Origin of the sequence: Allobosea sp. CRIB-10 (genome assembly GCF_900112185.1) — a bacterium.
Lineage (GTDB): Bacteria > Pseudomonadota > Alphaproteobacteria > Rhizobiales > Beijerinckiaceae > Allobosea.
Genome location: NZ_FOKP01000007.1, coordinates 168,541 through 185,893, shown reverse-complemented (window position 1 = coordinate 185,893; position 17,353 = coordinate 168,541). Strand labels below are relative to the sequence as shown.

The following is a 17,353-nucleotide window of genomic DNA, read 5'->3' as shown; positions in this document are numbered from 1 at the left end:
GCAGGGCTGGCGAAGCGGCCCGCCCCGCTCTAGCCTCCGGAAAAAGGGGGAGGCATGGCCAGTCTGCTGCGAGCGACGCCGCTTTTCGCCATCCACGGTGTCGCGCTCGATGTCGAGACCACCGGCCTCGATGTCCGACGCGCGCGGATGATCGAGATCGCCGCCATCCATCTCGACCGGGGAAGCCTCGACGGCGCCAACGCTTTCCACAGCCTGATCGCGACGGATGCGCCGGTTCCCGCCGCCGCCAGCGCCGTGCACGGCCTCGACAGCGCCGCGCTGACCGGCGCGCCGGATTTCACGATACTTTTTGACGGCATCGCGCAATTCCTCGCCGGGCGGGTCGTCGTCGGACATACAATCGGCTTCGACATCGCCATGCTGCGGCGCGAGGCCGAGCGCATCGGCCGAGGTTTCGAAGCCCCGCCGGCGCTCGACATCCGCCTGCTCGCCCAGCTCGCCGAACCCGGCCTGCCCTCCTATTCGCTCGAGGCGCTCGGCAGCTGGCTCGGCATCCCGCCTCAGGAACGGCACCGCGCTTTGGGCGATGCGCGGGCGGCAGGGCTCGTCTTCCTCGCCCTGGCGCCGCGCTTGCGCGAACGCGGCATCCGCACCGTCGGCGAGGCGATTTCGGCCAGCCGGCGCGTCACCGATGCGATGACGGCCGCCGCGCCCCCTGCCTGGGAACTGCACAGCCCCGCCGGGGCCGACGATCCCCTGCCGAAGCTCGACAGCTACCCCTACCGTCATCGCGTCCGCGAGGTGATGCGGGAGAAGCCGGCGATCGTAGCACCGCAAACGGCTCTCGCGGAGGCGCTGCGCATCATGGCGCGTGAGCGGTTAAGTTCGGTCTTCGTCGGCAGGGCGGAAGCAGCCCTCGAAGGCCTGGCCATACTGACGGAACGGGATGTGCTGCGCGCCATCGCCAGAGACGGCGCGGCCGCGCTCGCACAGCCTGCCGCGGCTTGCGCGACGCGTCCGCTGCTCGCGGTGCCGGCCGACGCCTTCCTCTACCGCGCGATCGGGCGGATGAGCCGGCATGGTGTGCGCCATCTGGCCGTCAGCGGGCCGGACAATGCGCTGGTCGGCGTCGTTACCACGCGAGACCTGCTGCAGCTGCGAGCCAGCGCCGCGGTGGCGCTCGGCGACGACATCGACAGCGCCCCGGACCTGCCGGCGCTCGCCACCGCTTGGGCGCGACTGCCCGTGGTCGCCCGGGCCCTGCTCACGGAAGACGTCCCGGCCCGGACGATCGCCGCCGTGATCGCCCGCGAGGTCGGCGCGCTGACGCGACGCGCGGCGATGCTCGCCGAGGCCGAACTCGCCGCAGGCGAGGCCGGACCCGCCCCTTGCCCCTACACGGTCCTGGTGCTCGGCTCGGCCGGGCGCGGCGAGAGCCTGCTGGCGATGGACCAGGACAATGCGATCGTCTTCGCAGAAGGCGAGCCCGATGGCCCGGCCGATCGCTGGTTCGCCGCGCTGGGGCGGCGCATGACCCGAATTCTCGACGAAGTGGGCGTCCCGCTCTGCAAGGGCGGCGTGATGGCGTCGGAGCCGGATTTTCGCGGCTCGGTCGCCACCTGGCGCCGGCGCATCGGCCAATGGTTGTCGCGCTCCAGTCCGAAAGACCTGCTCAATGTCGACATCTTCTTCGACTTTCTGCCTGTCTATGGCGACCTAGCCATAGCCGAGCAGCTCTGGCGGGGGGCCTGGTTGGCGGCACGCGAACAGACGATCTTTCTCAAGCTCCTCGCCGAGAGCGCGGGCGAGCCGGCACAGGGGCTCGGCCTTCTCGGCGGCATCCGCACCGAGGAGGACGGGCGCATCGACCTCAAACGCAACGGCCTGAAGGATATCGTCGCGACGGCGCGCCTGCTCGCACTGCATCAGGGCGCCCCCGGTCGCGCGACGCAGGAGCGGCTCGCGGCGCTCGCCGCATCGGGGGCCGGAGGCGGCGAAGACCTGGCCGCATTCGCCGACGATCACGCGCTCCTGCTCTCCGCGATCCTGCAGCAGCAGGTCGCCGACATCGCGGCCGGGCAGCCACCGAGCAACAGGGTCGTCCCCGGTATCCTCGGCAAGCGCCGGCAGCGGGAACTGAAACAGGCGCTCGGCCGTCTCGCCATACTGCCGGAGCTGCGCCGCAACCGCCTCGGCGGCTGACGCTCTTGGTGTATTGCATTTGCCATGGCCGGCCGGCTGCTCCATACGCTGCCGGCCATGAGCTACACTATCGGCCTCGCCACCACCTTCCACGACCCGGCCATCGCGATCGTCGATCCCGACGGCGAGGTCCTCTTCGCCGAGGCGGCCGAGCGCTACCTGCAATACAAGCGCGCGCCGAACTGCGAGCCGGACACGGCGGCGCGGATGGAAAGCCTGGTCAAGCGCTACATTCCCAAGGGCGTCGAGATCAGGCTCGCCACCAGCTGGGGCGAGGAGTTCACCGGCTTCCTCGACCAGATGAGCCGCGCCGGCTCCTTCAGCCTCGACTCGCTCCTGAAGCTCTCGCCCGCCTTCAACCGCTCGCTCGTGCCCGAGCGCAGCGAGCGCGCCCTGATCGCCAACCTGCACCACCAGCAGCAGCGCGCCGGCCTCGGCACCCTGCTCGGCCTCGACCGCGCCTTCGGCGAGGCGAAGCTCACCGGGATCAAGCGCTACGGCCATCATCTCAGCCACGCCGCCTATGCCTCCTGGTCGTCGCCCTTCCGCGACGCCGCCTGCCTCGTCGTCGACGGCATGGGCGAGACCGGCGCCTCCGCCATCTTCGCGCTGAAGGACGGCCGCCTCACCGAGCTGAAGCGGCATCGCGGCCGCGAATCGATCGGCTTCTATTTCGGCTTCGTCACCGACCTCGCCGGCTTCGACCAGGCCAAGGGCGAGGAATGGAAGATCATGGGGCTCGCGCCCTATGGCAAGCGCGATCCCGCGCTGCTCGCATTGCTGCGCAAGCTCTATCGCGTCGAGGGCACCAAGCTCAGCTTCGCCGATGCCGCGACGGTCCAGAGCGTCGCCGACGAGATCCTCGCCCGCCGCCCGGCCGATGCACTCGACAAGGGCTGGGCCGATCTCTCGCGCTGCGGCCAGGACGTCTTCGCCGAGATGATGGAGGCGCTGCTTGCCGAAACGGCGGCGCTCTGCCCATCGGAAAACCTCGTGCTTGCCGGCGGCTGCGCGCTCAACTCCTCCTTCAACGGCAAGATCGTCGGCCGCCACGGCTTCAAGCAGGTCCACGTCCCCTCCGCCCCGGCCGATGACGGCAATGCGATCGGCGCCGCCTGGCTCGCCCATGCCGAGGCGAATCCGGGCTGGCAGGCGCCGAAGGGCCCGATGAGCCCCTATCTCGGCTCCAGCCTCTCGACCGAGCCGTTCGAGCGCATGGCCGCCTGGGAGCCGCGGCTGAAGAAGCTCCCGCCTGACGAGATCATCATCGCGACGGCGAAACTCCTCGCACAAGGCAAGCTGATCGGCTGGGCGCAGGGGCGTGCCGAATTCGGGCCACGCGCCCTCGGCAACCGCTCGATCCTGGCCGATCCGCGCCCGGCCGACGCCAAGGACATCCTCAACGCCAAGGTGAAGTACCGCGAGGCCTTCCGGCCCTTCGCGCCCTCGATCCTGGCCGAGCACGGCCCCGACTGGTTCGAGAACTATCAGGATGCGCCCTATATGGAGCGCACCCTGACCTGGAAGGAAGCTGTGCGCGACCGCGTTCCGGCCGTCGTCCACGAGGATGCGACCGGGCGCCTGCAGAGCGTCACGGCGCAGCGCAATCCGCGCTATCACGCGCTGATCTTGGCCTTCCACGACATCACCGGCGTGCCGGTGGTCCTCAACACCTCCTTCAACATCATGGGCAAGCCGATCCTGCATACGAGCGAGGATGCGATCCTGATGTTCTATACCAGCGGCCTCGACGCGCTGGTGGTCGAGGATTGGCTGCTGGTGAAGTGAAGCGGCTCAGTCCGGATCGATAGCCGCGCGGAACGTCGCGAGATCGTCGTCGATGCGCGCGAGGAAACGCCCGGCAGCGGCAACCGCCGTCCTCGCACGCTCGAAATCGAAATTATCGTAGCTGTGCATGGCGACATGCCGAAAGCGCATCAATTCGGCTGCATCGCCGGCGAGTTTCGGGCTGATGATGGCAGGACGGGCATTTGCGATCGGCGTCGACACACGGCGGATGAGCGCAGCATGCCAGTCTGGTCCGACCGGCGCATCCTCGTCGAGCAGGGCCAGGATTCGGCGCAGAGCGAGTTCGAAGGACGTATAGCCGGCGAGCATAGCATGCTGGAGCGCCATCGCAGCATCATAGCCAGCATCTGTGGCAGTATCGATCGCTTCTTGCCTGCCGATGCGCTCGGCGGCGGCAAAATGGCGCTTTGCCGCAGCGATGTCCGCTCTGATGTCTCCCCAGCGCTCCGCCATCATCGCTGTATTCGCCTTACGCCAAAATCAGGCCTTCGGCTCGGGCACGCGCCACCACCTTGCCGGAGGTCCATATCACAGGCCGCACATCGGGCTTCAGGCCCAGCCGCCAGCATGAATCCTCGGCGAAGCCGCATGCGACCATCGCGTTCGCCTCCGGAAAGTCGACCAGAATGTCGACATCGCTCTGATCATTAGGCGTTCCGCGCGCCGCGGACCCGAACAGGATGAACGCGCCGCCATGCTCGCGCGCATAGGCAGCGAGCATCGGCTTCAGCGCCTCCACCGAAGCTTGGTACTCCGCAAGCTTGCGCTCATGGCGCTCGCGCAGGGTGACGTAACCGCTCATGCCGCTTCATAGCACAAGCCAGCGTCATGCACCCGTCGAAGCAAAAGGTCTGCGGGCCCTTCAGCTCGCCTGCTTGACGGCGATGCCCTTCTCTTCGAACAGCGCCTGCAATTCGCCGGCCTGGAACATCTCGCGGGTGATGTCGCAGCCGCCGACGAACTCGCCCTTGACATAGAGCTGCGGGATGGTCGGCCAGTTCGAATAGGCCTTGATGCCCTCGCGGATCTCCTGGTCCTCGAGCACGTTAACGCCCTTGAAGGGCACGCCGACATAGGAAAGGATCTGCACGACCTGGCCGGAGAAGCCGCACATCGGGAATTGCGGCGTGCCCTTCATGAAGAGCACCACGTCGCTGGACTTCACTTCAGCATCGATGCGGGCGTTGACGTCGCTCATGTCTTTTCTCCTGCGGCGGGTTCAAGGCCCGCTGGATGAACTCGTTCTAATCTTGGGGAACCGTCGTCGTCAGCGCAAGGGCATGCAGCACGCCGCCCATGTTCCCTTGCAGGGCGGCATAGACCATCTGGTGCTGCTGCACTCTGCTCTTGCCCTTGAAGGCAGCCGAGACCACCGTCGCGGCATAATGGTCGCCGTCGCCGGCTAGATCCTTGATCTCGACGACGGCATCTGGGAACGCCGCCTTGATCATGCGCTCGATCTCGCTCGCTTCCATCGCCATGGCAGTTCTCCTCAGGCGGCCTTGCCGGCCATGTAGTCGGGCAGCCAGCCTTCATGCGTCTTGCGCAGTGCGGCGATCGAGACGGCGGCCTCGCCCGGCAGGGCAAGCTCGCTGCCGCCGGTCTTGCCGATGGTCTGCGCCGGCACACCCGCCGCCCTCGCCTCGGCAACGACAGCCTCGGCAGCGGCAGCCGACAACGACAGCAGATAGCGGCCCTGATCCTCGCCGAACAGCACCGCATGGGCGGGACCGGCCGGCAGAGCGTCGATCTCGGCGCCGATGCCCTTCGCCATCGCCATCTCGGCGAGCGCGACCGCAAGGCCGCCATCCGAGAGGTCGTGGCAGGCGCTGAGACGGCCCGCGGTGATCAGCGAGCGCACGAACTCGCCATTGCGACGCTCGACGGCGAGATCGACCGGCGGCGGCGCGCCCTCCTCGCGGCCGCAGACCGTCGCGAGATAGGCGCTCTGGCCGAGCCAGCCACTGGTCTCGCCGATCAGCACGATCGCCTCGCCCTCGGCCTTGAAGGCGACGGTCGCATGCTTCGTCACATCGGCGAGCACGCCGACGCCGCCGATGGTCGGGGTCGGCAGGATCGAGACGCCGTTGGTCTCGTTGTAGAGCGAGACATTGCCGGAGACGACCGGGAAGTCGAGCGCCTTGCAGGCTTCGCCGATGCCGCGGATGCAGCCGACGAGCTGGCCCATCACCTCCGGCCGCTCCGGATTGCCGAAGTTCAGATTGTCGGTGATGGCGAGCGGCAGGGCGCCGACCGCGGTCAGGTTGCGCCAGGCCTCGGCGACGGCCTGCTTGCCGCCCTCGAACGGATCGGCCTCGCAATAACGTGGCGTCACGTCGGCGGTCATGGCGAGCCCCTTCGGGCCATCCTCGATGCGGACGATGCCGGCATCGCCGCCTGGCGTCACCGCGGAGTTGCCGAGGATCAGCGTGTCGTACTGCTCGTAGATCCAGCGCTTCGAAGAGAGGTCGGGCGAGCCGACCAGCGCCAGCAGCGCCTCGGCGTTCGACATCGGCGGCGTCACGCTCGACGCCTCAATCATCGGCCGCTTCGGCGTCTCGACCCAGGGCCGGTCGTATTCGGGAGCCTCGTCGCCGAGCTCCTTGATCGGCAGGTCGGCCATCGTCTCGCCGTCATGCTTGACGACGAAGCGGAGCGTGTCGGTGGTCTTGCCGACGACGGCGAAGTCGAGGCCCCATTTGCGGAAGATCGCCTCGGCCGGCTCCTCATGGCCCGGCTTGATCACCATGAGCATGCGCTCCTGGCTCTCCGAGAGCATCATCTCATAGGCGCTCATCTGCGCTTCGCGGCAGGGCACAGCGTTGAGATCGAGCTCGACGCCGAGATCGCCCTTGGCGCCCATCTCGACCGCCGAGCAGGTCAGGCCGGCCGCGCCCATGTCCTGGATCGCGTCGACATGGCCGGCAGCCATGATCTCCAGGCAGGCTTCGAGCAAGAGCTTCTCGGCGAAGGGATCGCCGACCTGCACGGTCGGCCGCTTCTCCTCGGCGCCCTCGTCGAAGGCTGCCGAGGCCATGGTCGCGCCATGGATGCCGTCGCGCCCGGTCTTGGAACCGAGATAGACGATCGCCTTACCGACGCCCGAGGCCTTGGCGTAGAAGATCTCGTCGGCCTTCGCCAGGCCGACCGCCATGGCATTGACCAGGATGTTGCCGTCATAGCGGCGGTGGAATCCGGTGGCGCCGCCGACATTGGGCACGCCGAAGGAGTTGCCGTAGCCGCCGATGCCGGCGACGACGCCGGAAACCAGATGGCGGGTCTTCGGATGGCTCGGATCGCCGAAGCGCAGCGCATCGAGCACCGCGATCGGGCGTGCGCCCATGGTGAAGACGTCGCGCAGGATGCCGCCGACGCCGGTGGTCGCCCCCTGATAGGGCTCGATGAAGGACGGGTGGTTGTGGCTCTCCATCTTGAAGACCACGGCGAGCCCGTCGCCGATGTCGATCACGCCGGCATTCTCGCCCGGGCCCTGGATCACCCAAGGTGCCTTGGTCGGCAGCGTCTTCAGATGGATCTTCGACGACTTGTAGGAGCAATGCTCGTTCCACATCGCCGAGACGATGCCGAGCTCGGTGATCGACGGTTCGCGCCCGATCAGGTGCAGGAAGCGCTGGTACTCGTCCGGCTTGAGGCCGTGCTCGGCGACCAACTGCGGGGTGATCTTGATGTCGTTGGGAATCACGCGGCCTGTTCCTGACGGAGGGGGCGAGCCAGAGGCTCGATCTCAAGCGGGGGCAATAGCCTGAAAATGGCGTCTGAGACAATCGCAGCGGTGGCACACAGATTGAGCGTCAACCACTTGATGTGTATTATCCGGATAATCCCTACACATCGAGGCCGCCATGCGCACCAATATCGAGCTCGATGACAAGTTGCTCGCCGAGGCCATGAAAGCAACCGGCCTGCCGACCAAACGCGCAACCGTGGAAGAAGCCTTGCGCGCTCTCGTGCGCGAGCACGAGGCGCGACGTGCCCTCCGCGAGCTCGCAGGCTTGGGTTGGGAAGGAGACCTCGACGAGATGAGGACCGATCTCACCGATCCTGAATACCTGTGATTGCGGTCGATTCGTCGGTTTTGATCGCGCTGCTGCGGCGAACGCCTTCACAGGCTGTCGCTCGGCTCAATGCCATCGAAAGCGCCGCATCGATTCTCGTCGGCGACATCGTGCTTCTGGAAGTGCTGCGGGGCGCCCGCGACGAAGCGCACGCGTCTGCGCTCGAAAAGCGGCTTCGCCGTTTCCAGGTGCGGCCGATGCTGTCTCCCGAGTTGGCATCCCAGGCTGCCCGGCATTATCGCAAGCTACGCAGCCTCGGCGTGACGATCCGAAAATCGCCCGATCTCGTGATCGCTACCTACTGCATTGCACATGGCCATTTCCTGCTCCATCAGGATCGCGACTTCGACCCCTTCGCCAAGCATTGCGGTCTGCTGATCGCGTGATGGGAGGGCGCCAGAGCGCCTACCCTACCCCGATCTCCGCCATGGCCGCACGCAGCTTGGCCGGGATCGGTACCGGCGTCTGCGGACCGCGCTCGACATAGACATGGGTGAAGAGGCCCTGCGCCGCGGTCAGCGCCCCGCCCTGCCGGAAGATGCCGATCCGATAGCTCACCGAGGAACGGCCGAGCTTCTCGACCGCCAGTGCACCCTCGACGATCTCCGGAAACGCGACGCTCTCGAAATAGTCGCAACGGGTGCCGACCACGAGGCCGACGACCTTGCTCTCCTTCACGTCGAGAAAGCCCTGCTCGATCAGCCAGGCATTTACCACCGTGTCGAACCAGTTGTAGTAGATCACATTGTTGACGTGGCCGAAGACGTCGTTGTCGGCCCAGCGCGTCGGGATCGCACGGAACAGGCGGAAATCGGCCCGCCCCAGCCTGACCGGCTTCTCGCTCATAGCTTCTCCCCGCCCGCCTTGTCGCCGGCGCCGATCTCGGCAACGCCGAGCGCATCCGCCAATCGCGCCTTGGCCGAGCCGGGCCGCAGCGGCTTCTGCTGGCTCTCATGCGGTGCCCAGCCGGAGAGCCAGACGATCTCGAAGGTCGCGCGCAGGCGCCCATCCGCATCGGAGAAACGCTCTGCATAGAGCTCGGCCGCCCGCAACAGCACGCCGCGACGCAGCGGCTTGCGGCTGCGCTCGGAGAGCGCATTGGCCCAGCCCATGGCGCGCAGATCACGCAGCAGGCCGAACATGTCGCCATAGCGCACCGTGACGCTCTCGCTGTCGATGACGGGCAGCGCGAAGCCGGCGCGCTGCAATAGCCCACCGAGATCGCGCAGATCGGCGAAGGGCGCGACGCGCGGGCTTGCTCCTCCGGTCAATTCGACCTCGGCCGCCAGCAGCGACTGGCGCAATTCGGTCAGGCTCTGGCCGGCAAGCAGGCAGGCGATGAAGAGCCCGTCGGGCCTGAGCGCCCGCTTGATCTGGATGAGGGCGCCAGGCAGGTCGTTAACCGCGTGCAGCGCCAGCAGCGAGGCGGCGAGATCGAGCGATTCCGGTGCGAATGGCAGCGCCTCGAGATCGCCGACGACAGCGGTGCCGGCATCCGCGACTTCCGCCATGCGCAAGAGGTGCCCCGCCCGCGCCTGCAGCACCGGCCCTGCCAAGGACAGCGGCGTGCCGAGATCGGCCGCCCGTTCGAAGCGGCGCAGCACCGCCGAGAGCCGCTCGTCGAGATCGCCGACGCAGCGTGCCAGCAGGAAATCGGGATAGCCGGCGGAAAGCGCAGCCGACAGGCGGCGGCGATAGAGCGCGCGGTCGAAGACGACTGAGCTCACCGCCCGCCCCGCTTCACTCCATCCCCTCCAGCTCGATGATCAGCCCCTCGATCATCTTGAGCCCAATCTGCCAGAAGGCCGGATCGCGTGCATCGAGGCCGAAGGGCTTCAGCAACTCGGAATGATGCTTGGTGCCGCCGGCCGAGAGCAGCGCGAAATAGCGCTCCTGAAAGCCCGAGGCCGAGTTCTGGTAGACGCCGTAGAGCGAGTTCACCAGGCAATCGCCGAAGGCATAGGCGTAGACATAGAAGGGCGAGTGGATGAAGTGCGGGATATAAGCCCAGAAGGTCTCGTAGCCCGGCCCGAGCCGGATCGCCGGCCCGAGACTCTCCGACTGCACGCTGAGCCAGAGATCGCAGAGATTCTCGGCCGTCAGCTCGCCCTGCCGGCGCGCTTCGTGGACCTTGCGCTCGAAGGAATAGAAGGCGATCTGGCGCACGACCGTGTTGATCATGTCCTCGACCTTGGCCGCCAGCATCGCCTTGCGCTGCTTCTGGTCGCGCGTCTCGTCGAGCAGCTTGCGGAAGGTCAGCATCTCCCCGAAGACGCTCGCCGTCTCGGCCAGCGTCAGCGGCGTCGGCGCCATCAGCGCCCCGTTCGGACCGGCCAGCACCTGGTGCACGCCATGGCCGAGCTCATGCGCCAGCGTCATCACGTCGCGCGGCTTGCCCTGATAGTTGAGCAGCACATAGGGATGTGCGGATGGCACCGTCGGATGAGCAAATGCGCCCGGCGCCTTGCCTGGGCGGGCCGGCGCGTCGATCCAGCTTTCGTCGAAGAAGCGCTGCGCGATCCCCGCCATCTTCGGCGAGAAATCGCCATAAGCGCCGAGAACCGTATCGCGCGCTTCCGTCCAGGGGATGGTGCGCTGCTCGACCTTGGGCAGCGGCGCGTTGCGATCCCAGTAGTCGAGCGCGTCCTGCCCGAACCAGCGCGCCTTCAGCTTGTAGTAGCGGTGCGACAGGCGCGGATAGGCCTCGCGCACCGCCGCGACCAGCGCATCGACGACCTCGCGCTCGACCCGGTTCGCCAGATGGCGGGAATCGGCGACATCAGCAAACTTGCGCCAGCGGTCGGAGATCTCCTTGTCCTTGGCCAGCGTGTTGGTGATCAGGCCGAAGGTCCGCAGATGCTGGCGGAAGACGGTGCCGAGCACCTCCGCGGCCTCCTTGCGCACGGCGCCATCTGCGTCCTGCAGCCGGTTCAAAGTCAGTTCGAGGGTGAGATCGTTCCCACCCACATTGAAGCGCAGCGAGGCGATGGTCTCGTCGAAGAGCCGGTTCCAGGCACCGTGGCCGGTGACCGACTTCTCGTGGAAGAGCTCCTCGATCCGGTCTTCGAGCTGGTGCGGCTTGTCCTTGGCGAGGTCCTCCAGCCAGGGCTTCCAGTGGTTGAGCGGCGCCTGCGCGGCAGCCTTGGCCAGCGGCGCCTCGTCGATCCGGTTGAGCTCGAGCCCGAAGAACAGGAGCTCGGTCGAGATCGCCGTGACCTTGTCCTGCGTATCGCCATAGAACTTGGCGCGCTGCGGGTCGGTGGTGTCGCCGGAATAGACCAGGCCGGCATAGGACATGATCCTGCCGACGAGATCCTCCAGCCCCTCATAGGCCTTGACCGCTTCGGCCAGCGCGACGCTGGCATCCTCGCGCGCAGCGAGCGCCGCGAGCTTGCCGCGATAGAGCTCGGCGAAGCGGCGTGCCTCGACTGCTGCCCGCTCGACATCGGCAGCGAAGGCCGGCGAATCCATTGCCGGATAAAGATGTGTCAGATCCCACTCCGGCAAGGCGCCGAGCGCCTCGGCCGCGCTTCCGGCGTGGGCGGCGCGTGCGATTGCGGGACGGTCGAAGGGGCGGGTCATGTCGTCTCTGCCTCGGCCTGTCGGGGTCGGTTGTGGCCCTCTCATATGCGCGGCCTGCCGCCCGCGATCAACGGCAGCGCGGCAACAGCGGCGCGAATTCCAGCCCGACCCGCCGGCTTAAGCGGGGCTTAACCGTTCTCCCCGACAGTGACCCGAAACGGAACAGCCGATTCCGGCTAACCGTCTGGCCTGCCGAGGTTTCATGTCAGCCACCGTTCTCGTCGTCGACGACGATCCCGTCCAGCGCCGGCTGCTCGATGCGATGCTCAAGCGCTTCGGCTACGAGGTCGCGCTGGCGGAACGCGGCGAGCAGGCGCTGGCGGCTCTCGTCGACGAATCGCGCCGCATCGACTGCGTGATCCTCGATCTCGTCATGCCCGGCCTCGACGGCATGGCCGTGCTCGCGGCGCTGCGCGAGCGTGGCAGCGAAGTGCCTGTCATCGTGCAGACGGCCAATGGCTCGATCGAGACCGTCGTCGCGGCGATGCGCGCCGGAGCCGTCGACTTCGTCGTCAAGCCGGCCGGGGCCGAGCGCCTGCAGGTCTCGCTCAAGAACGCGCTGAAGCTCGGCGCGCTGGAACACGAAATCCGCTACATGAAGCGGCGCGCCTCCGGGCAGCTCGGCTTCCGCGATCTCGCCAGCAAGAGCCAGGACATGGGCCGCGTCGTCCAGCTCGCCGAGCGCGCCGCCCGCTCCAACATCCCGATCCTGATCGAAGGCGAATCCGGCGTCGGCAAGGAGGTGCTGGCCCGCGCCATCCAGGGCTCCAGCGACCGCCGCGGCAAGCCCTTCGTCACGGTCAATTGCGGCGCGATCCCGCATAATCTCGTCGAATCCATCTTGTTCGGCCATGAGAAGGGCGCCTTCACCGGCGCGACCGAGCGTCATATCGGCAAGTTCGTCGAGGCCAATGGTGGCACGCTCTTCCTCGACGAGGTCGGCGAATTGCCGCTCGATGCGCAGGTCAAGCTGCTGCGTGCCATCCAGGAGAGCGAGGTCGACCCCGTCGGCGGCAAGAAGTCCGTGCGCGTCGACATCCGCATCATCTCGGCGACCAACAAGAGCCTGCTGGAACAGGTCAAGCGCGGCGAGTTCCGCGAGGACCTCTACTACCGGCTCAACGTCTTCCCGATCACCCTGCCGCCCTTGCGCCGTCGCCGTGAGGACGTCGCCGATCTCGCCCGCGGCTTCCTCGCCCGCTTCGCCGCCGAAGAGGGCCGCAAGCTGCGCGGCATCAGCGCCGAGGCGCTGACCCTCCTCGCCGACTATGACTGGCCCGGCAATGTCCGCCAGCTCGAGAACGCGATGTTCCGCGCCGTCGTGCTCTCCGATGGCGACGAGCTCACAATCGCCGAATTCCCACAGATCGCCGCGCAAATGGACGGATTCGACGTGCGCATCCCGCCGGCGCCGGCCTCCATCGCCAGCGAGCCGCGTGGCGAGGCGCCGCCGCGCGTCATCCAGGTCCCGGTGCGCGATCCCAATGCGCTCGACCTCGTCGCCGGCTCCGACATGCGCACGCTCGACGAGCTGGAGCGCGAGATCATCAAGTTCGCGCTGGCCCATTACCGCGGCCACATGTCGGAGATCTCGCGCAAGCTCGGCATCGGCCGCTCGACGCTCTACCGCAAGCTTAAGGATTACGGGCTGATCGAAGGCGAGGACGCAGCCGACGGCGCCGACGCCGCCTGATCAGAGCGAATCGAAACGCGCTCTGCAACCCACAGGGGACGGGCTGCAGAGGGCGAATATCGGCCGCTGTTGCAGGGCGGCATCTTGTCGAAGCAGGCCGAGTCACGCAGTTATCGGCGTGGATCGGCCGGACCGGGGAAGTAGATCGATGCGCCTTCGCCGCCTGGCGGAAACCGTCTCAACCGCCGCTCTCGGCCTCTCGTTCGCACTCGCTGCCGCAACAGCGCAGGAGGCAAGCGGGATCGGTCAGCCACTGCCTGAACAGCCCGCTCTGGTCATTCTCAAGACCGACGCCGAGCCGCGACAGCTCGACATCCCCGCCCCGGCGGAGGTCACGCTCGACCTGCGCCCGTCCGCCGGCCTGCAGTCGGCCGCAGCGGCCGAGGCCAATGAGATGGTCACAGGCGCACTCTCGACCAGGCCTGACCACGCCCCGGCCGAGTTCGATCTCGATCTGCCCGAACCGGAGACGCCGCCGGTCGATCCGGCTCTGGTCAAACCGATCGAGCCCGCCCCACAGCCGCAACTCGCCAAGCCCTCGCAGATCGACCTGCCACCCCTCCCCGATGTCGCGGTCACCATGCCGCCGGGCCTCGAGCTCTCCGGCCGGATCGCGGCGCAGGCCGAGATCGCCTCCGCCCTTACCCGCCTCTCCGCTCGCGAGCGCGCCGACATCGTCGCCGCCTACGCCGCAAACGAGAACCGCCCCTTCTGGATAGACGGCAAGGATTTCGGCGCCGCCGGCAAGCAGATCGTCGCGCAACTCGGCCGTGCCGGCGATGACGGTTTGCGCGTCGGTGACTACCTGCTGCCGGTCTTCGAGGGCAGCGACAAGGACAGCCTCGCCGCCGCCGATATCCGGCTTTCGGCCCTGGCCGTGCTCTATGCCCGCGATGCACGCGGTGGCCGTATCGACCCGCGCCGCCTCTCCAAGCTGATCACGCCCAAGCTCGAATTGCCCTCGGCGACCGAGGTGCTGTCGGAACTGACTGGCGCCGCCGACGCCGGCGCGGTGCTCGCCGCCTATAACCCCCGGCACGCCGGCTATCAGCATCTCAAGGCCAAGCTCGCCGAGTTGCGCGCCGACAAGCCCGAGACGCCGGTCGCCCGCATCCCGGCCGGCCCTGCCCTCAAGGTCGGCATGCGCGATGCCCGCGTGCCACTCGTCCGCGCCCGGCTCGGGCTCGGGACCAGCGAGGAGCCGGTCTATGATCGCTCGACCGCGCTGGCGCTGGCCGATTTCCAGAAGCAGGCCGGCCTGCGCGCCGACGGAGTGCTCAGCGACCAGACCGTCGCCGCACTCGCCATGCCGCGCTCGACCCGGCTGGAAAGCGACATCATCGCCCAGATGGAGCGCTGGCGCTGGCTACCAAGCGATCTCGGCGAGAACCGCATCGTCGTGAACATCCCGGAATACCGGATGCGCGTGATGCACGGCGACAAGCTCGCCTATGAGTCGCGTGTCATCGTCGGCAAGCCGGAATCGGCGACGCCGGTGTTCTCGCACCGGATGGAGCACGTCGTCGTCAATCCGTCCTGGTACATTCCGCCCTCGATCCTGAAGAAGGAGATCCTGCCCGGGCTCGCCAACGATCCGAACTATGCCGCAAGGCGCGGCTATGTCGTGACGCGGGCCAAGAACGGCAGCATCTCAGTGCGCCAGCCGCCGGGCGAGCGCAATGCGCTCGGCTGGATCAAGTTCATGTTCCCGAACGACCATGCCGTCTACCTGCACGACACGCCCAATCGTAGCCTGTTCGGCGCGGGCAGGCGCGCCCTCAGCCATGGCTGCGTGCGAGTCGAGAACCCGTTTGCCCTCGCCGACCAGGTGCTGGGGCCGGAATGGTCGAGCGAGCGGCTGAAGCGGCTGATCGGTTCCGGCGAGCGCACGATCAAGCTGCCGCAGCCCCTGCCGATCCATCTGGTCTATGAGACCATCGTCGTAAACGAGACCGGCGCGGTCACGACCTTCGACGATATCTACGGTTTCCACAGGCTGGTCAGGAACGCGCTCGAGCAACGTTCCTGACTGAATCCACCGCGAAAAGTCCAATTCGGCACGGTTTCGCCACGATCTGCCGCTAGCGAGCAATCTTGCTTGCCGGATTCCGGCGGGGAGTTGTCTCGCCGGTAACCTCCCGTTAAGCCTTCTCGGCAACTGTTCCTTCACGTTTATCGCTCCGGTTCGCCCCGGCGCTTCGAGACGGGTCTGGCAGAGTGAGCAGGTCGAAAGCCGAGATCGCAGCACGGCTCCCGCGCCCCTTGCGGCTGAGCGCCCGTGCCGGCTTCCTGCTGATCGCCAGCGCGAGCTTCTTGATCCTCGGTGCACGCGGCACGCAGAACGCCGTCGCCAATGGCGACACCCGCACGATCACCATCAAGCACATGCACACCAAGGAGGAGACGACCGTCACCTTCAAGCGTGACGGCCGCTACGATTCCGCGGGGCTGGAGAAGCTGAACTGGGCGCTGCGCGACTGGCGCACCGACGAGCCGATCCGGATGGACCCGAAGCTCTTCGACATCGCCTGGGAAGTGCATCGCAAGGTCGGCTCCGACCAGCCTTTCCACGTCGTCTCCGCCTATCGCTCCCCCGGTACCAATTCGATGCTGCGCCGGCGCTCGCGCGGCGTCGCCAAGCACAGCCAGCACATGCTCGGCAAGGCGATGGACTTCTATCTGCCGGATACCCCGACCGCCCGCATGCGCGAAACGGCCATGCGCATGCAGCGCGGCGGCGTCGGCTTCTATCCTGGTGCCCACACCCCCTTTGTCCATCTCGACGCCGGTTCGGTCCGCTCCTGGCCGCGCATGACCCGCGATCAGCTCGTGCGCCTCTTCCCCGACGAGCAGACAGTGCACCTGCCGGCCGACGGCAAGCCGCTCAGCGGGTATGAGGTCGCCAAGGCTGCCATTCTCTCGAGCGGCGGCTCGGTGATGGGCTATGGCGCCGGCGATTACGACGAAGGCGCAATCATGGCGTCGAGCGGCGGCGGCAAGAGCTTCTGGGCGGCATTGTTCGGCGGAGACGATGAGGAGGCCGACGCCCGGCCGACCCGTGGTCGCGCCGCGGCCCGCCGCGCGCCGACGCCGCAACCGACCGTCATGGCCTATGCCGGCGACAGCAATAGCGGCGATGGCGGGCGCTTCGCCGTGTTCAATGCGCAACCGGCCCAGCCCGAGCCGACCGGCCGTTCCGTGCTGCGCGAGCGTTCGAACCGCGCGACTACCACCACCACCGCCCCGCCGCCGGAGGAGACGCAGGTCGCAGCCTTGGCTCCCGCCCAGGTCGCACCGCCCGAACCGCCGAAGCCTAGCCCGATCGCGACCGCGCTGCCCGTCGCACGCCCGAGCGGCCTGACGCCGCCCGTGCCGAACCCGCCGGCCGGCGCGCCGCAGCTCGCAGCGATGGCCGCGGAGGCCTCGGCCTTGCCGCTGCCGGCAGCCGAGCAGAAGCTGATTCTCGCCTCACTGCCGCCGCGCCGGCCGACCGACCTGCCGGGCCCGTCGCTGGAAACCATCCTCACCGGCAGGCCTGTCTCGGCGCCGTTGCCGCCATCGCGCCCGGTCGCGCTGGCGAGCCTGTCGACCGAGGGGCTGCGGCTCGGCGACACTGCCGACGAGGATGCCGCCTCCGCCGGCGCCAAGCTGGTCACTATCAGCCATCCGCTGCCACCGATCCGGCCGCGCCCGCCGGGCGCAACGCCGGAGCAGGCCGGCACGACGCAGATCGCCGCGCGACCGCGCACGACCCCGATCGCCGCCGAATACAATGCCGATCGCGCCGGTCTCGATTCGCTCTTCGCCGCCGTCTCGGCTCCGGAAGCACCGCCTGCCCGCCGCGCGACGGTCGCGACCGCCAAGGCGAAGACGGGCTCGGACGCCCATGCCAAGGGCTGGGTCGCAGGTGCGAGCCCGGCCGCAGCGCTTGGCTTCTCCGCCGCCGAGCCCAGCGATGTCGGCACCAGCGGCTTCACCGGCCCGGCGGTCAAGGCCCTGCCGACGACCTTCGTCCAGAACTGAGCGGCCT

15 protein-coding genes are annotated in these 17,353 nt (G+C 67.8%); 7 read left to right on the top strand and 8 right to left on the bottom strand.

The window, feature by feature from the left end:
* The first annotated feature begins 54 nt into the window (after positions 1 to 54).
* Positions 55 to 2,163, top strand: coding sequence for a DUF294 nucleotidyltransferase-like domain-containing protein (locus BMZ69_RS12030; RefSeq protein ID WP_092156868.1), 2,109 nt, complete (start codon positions 55 to 57; stop codon positions 2,161 to 2,163).
* A 57-nt stretch (positions 2,164 to 2,220) separates the two neighbouring features.
* Positions 2,221 to 3,951: a carbamoyltransferase family protein gene (locus tag BMZ69_RS12025; protein ID WP_092156918.1), complete on the top strand. Its 1,731-nt coding sequence runs from the start codon at positions 2,221 to 2,223 to the stop codon at positions 3,949 to 3,951.
* Between the two features lie 6 nt (positions 3,952 to 3,957).
* Here BMZ69_RS12025 and BMZ69_RS12020 read toward each other — a convergent pair whose 3' ends face one another.
* From BMZ69_RS12020 to purL, 5 genes are read right to left on the bottom strand one after another with little or no spacing between them, the layout of a single operon-like run.
* Entirely contained in the window at positions 3,958 to 4,425 is a 468-nt protein-coding gene (locus BMZ69_RS12020; RefSeq protein WP_139219037.1) for a ribonuclease toxin HepT-like protein, read from the bottom strand.
* Positions 4,426 to 4,441: 16 nt separating this feature from the next.
* On the bottom strand, positions 4,442 to 4,774 hold the full coding sequence (locus tag BMZ69_RS12015) for a nucleotidyltransferase family protein (protein ID WP_092156866.1): 333 nt from the start codon (positions 4,772 to 4,774) through the stop codon (positions 4,442 to 4,444).
* Between the two features lie 60 nt (positions 4,775 to 4,834).
* Positions 4,835 to 5,170: a Grx4 family monothiol glutaredoxin gene (gene grxD, locus BMZ69_RS12010; RefSeq protein WP_092156865.1), complete on the bottom strand. Its 336-nt coding sequence runs from the start codon at positions 5,168 to 5,170 to the stop codon at positions 4,835 to 4,837.
* A 46-nt stretch (positions 5,171 to 5,216) separates the two neighbouring features.
* Complete coding sequence (locus BMZ69_RS12005; RefSeq protein WP_092156864.1) at positions 5,217 to 5,453, bottom strand: BolA family protein; 237 nt, start codon at positions 5,451 to 5,453, stop codon at positions 5,217 to 5,219.
* Positions 5,454 to 5,464: 11 nt separating this feature from the next.
* On the bottom strand, positions 5,465 to 7,675 hold the full coding sequence (gene purL / locus BMZ69_RS12000; protein WP_092156863.1) for a phosphoribosylformylglycinamidine synthase subunit PurL: 2,211 nt from the start codon (positions 7,673 to 7,675) through the stop codon (positions 5,465 to 5,467).
* A gap of 160 nt (positions 7,676 to 7,835) precedes the next feature.
* On the opposite strand from purL, the gene BMZ69_RS11995 reads away from it, so the two are divergent.
* Together BMZ69_RS11995 and BMZ69_RS11990 are read left to right on the top strand one after the other, a co-directional pair.
* Positions 7,836 to 8,048 carry a type II toxin-antitoxin system VapB family antitoxin gene (locus tag BMZ69_RS11995; RefSeq protein ID WP_092156862.1) on the top strand — a complete coding sequence of 71 codons (213 nt, stop codon included), beginning with the start codon at positions 7,836 to 7,838 and terminating at the stop codon, positions 8,046 to 8,048.
* Positions 8,045 to 8,434: a type II toxin-antitoxin system VapC family toxin gene (locus BMZ69_RS11990; protein ID WP_092156861.1), complete on the top strand. Its 390-nt coding sequence runs from the start codon at positions 8,045 to 8,047 to the stop codon at positions 8,432 to 8,434. Before BMZ69_RS11995 ends, BMZ69_RS11990 begins: the two co-directional genes overlap by 4 nt.
* A gap of 19 nt (positions 8,435 to 8,453) precedes the next feature.
* On the opposite strand, the gene BMZ69_RS11985 is transcribed toward BMZ69_RS11990, so the two are convergent.
* From BMZ69_RS11985 to BMZ69_RS11975, 3 genes are read right to left on the bottom strand one after another with little or no spacing between them, the layout of a single operon-like run.
* A complete protein-coding gene (locus tag BMZ69_RS11985; RefSeq protein ID WP_092156860.1) occupies positions 8,454 to 8,894 on the bottom strand; it encodes an acyl-CoA thioesterase in 441 nt (146 codons plus the stop codon).
* Positions 8,891 to 9,775, bottom strand: coding sequence for a methyltransferase domain-containing protein (locus tag BMZ69_RS11980; protein ID WP_092156859.1), 885 nt, complete (start codon positions 9,773 to 9,775; stop codon positions 8,891 to 8,893). The genes BMZ69_RS11985 and BMZ69_RS11980 overlap by 4 nt, the downstream gene beginning before the upstream one ends.
* Before the next feature lie 13 nt (positions 9,776 to 9,788).
* Positions 9,789 to 11,630, bottom strand: coding sequence for a M3 family oligoendopeptidase (locus BMZ69_RS11975; RefSeq protein ID WP_092156858.1), 1,842 nt, complete (start codon positions 11,628 to 11,630; stop codon positions 9,789 to 9,791).
* A 202-nt stretch (positions 11,631 to 11,832) separates the two neighbouring features.
* On the opposite strand from BMZ69_RS11975, the gene BMZ69_RS11970 reads away from it, so the two are divergent.
* The 3 genes from BMZ69_RS11970 to BMZ69_RS11960 all read left to right on the top strand — a co-directional run bounded on the left by BMZ69_RS11970 (position 11,833) and on the right by BMZ69_RS11960 (position 17,346).
* Entirely contained in the window at positions 11,833 to 13,323 is a 1,491-nt protein-coding gene (locus BMZ69_RS11970) for a sigma-54-dependent transcriptional regulator (RefSeq protein WP_092156857.1), read from the top strand.
* A gap of 148 nt (positions 13,324 to 13,471) precedes the next feature.
* The gene (locus BMZ69_RS11965) at positions 13,472 to 15,352 is read left to right on the top strand and encodes a L,D-transpeptidase family protein (RefSeq protein ID WP_092156856.1); all 1,881 of its coding nucleotides are present in this window, start codon (positions 13,472 to 13,474) and stop codon (positions 15,350 to 15,352) included.
* 188 nt (positions 15,353 to 15,540) lie between these two features.
* The gene (locus BMZ69_RS11960) at positions 15,541 to 17,346 is read left to right on the top strand and encodes a peptidoglycan L,D-endopeptidase MepK (protein ID WP_244543328.1); all 1,806 of its coding nucleotides are present in this window, start codon (positions 15,541 to 15,543) and stop codon (positions 17,344 to 17,346) included.
* The last annotated feature ends 7 nt before the right edge of the window (positions 17,347 to 17,353 follow it).

Excerpts from the sequence above, each read along its gene's own strand:
- BMZ69_RS12025 (WP_092156918.1), top strand. The coding sequence starts at position 2,221 with ATGAGCTACACTATCGGCCTCGCCACCACCTTCCACGACCCGGCCATC.
- BMZ69_RS12015 (WP_092156866.1), bottom strand. The coding sequence starts at position 4,774 with ATGAGCGGTTACGTCACCCTGCGCGAGCGCCATGAGCGCAAGCTTGCG.
- BMZ69_RS11970 (WP_092156857.1), top strand. The coding sequence starts at position 11,833 with ATGTCAGCCACCGTTCTCGTCGTCGACGACGATCCCGTCCAGCGCCGG.
- BMZ69_RS12020 (WP_139219037.1), bottom strand. The coding sequence starts at position 4,425 with ATGGCGGAGCGCTGGGGAGACATCAGAGCGGACATCGCTGCGGCAAAG.
- BMZ69_RS11965 (WP_092156856.1), top strand. The coding sequence starts at position 13,472 with ATGCGCCTTCGCCGCCTGGCGGAAACCGTCTCAACCGCCGCTCTCGGC.
- grxD (WP_092156865.1), bottom strand. The coding sequence starts at position 5,170 with ATGAGCGACGTCAACGCCCGCATCGATGCTGAAGTGAAGTCCAGCGAC.
- BMZ69_RS12030 (WP_092156868.1), top strand. The coding sequence starts at position 55 with ATGGCCAGTCTGCTGCGAGCGACGCCGCTTTTCGCCATCCACGGTGTC.
- BMZ69_RS12005 (WP_092156864.1), bottom strand. The coding sequence starts at position 5,453 with ATGGCGATGGAAGCGAGCGAGATCGAGCGCATGATCAAGGCGGCGTTC.
- BMZ69_RS11985 (WP_092156860.1), bottom strand. The coding sequence starts at position 8,894 with ATGAGCGAGAAGCCGGTCAGGCTGGGGCGGGCCGATTTCCGCCTGTTC.
- BMZ69_RS11975 (WP_092156858.1), bottom strand. The coding sequence starts at position 11,630 with ATGACCCGCCCCTTCGACCGTCCCGCAATCGCACGCGCCGCCCACGCC.
- BMZ69_RS11995 (WP_092156862.1), top strand. The coding sequence starts at position 7,836 with ATGCGCACCAATATCGAGCTCGATGACAAGTTGCTCGCCGAGGCCATG.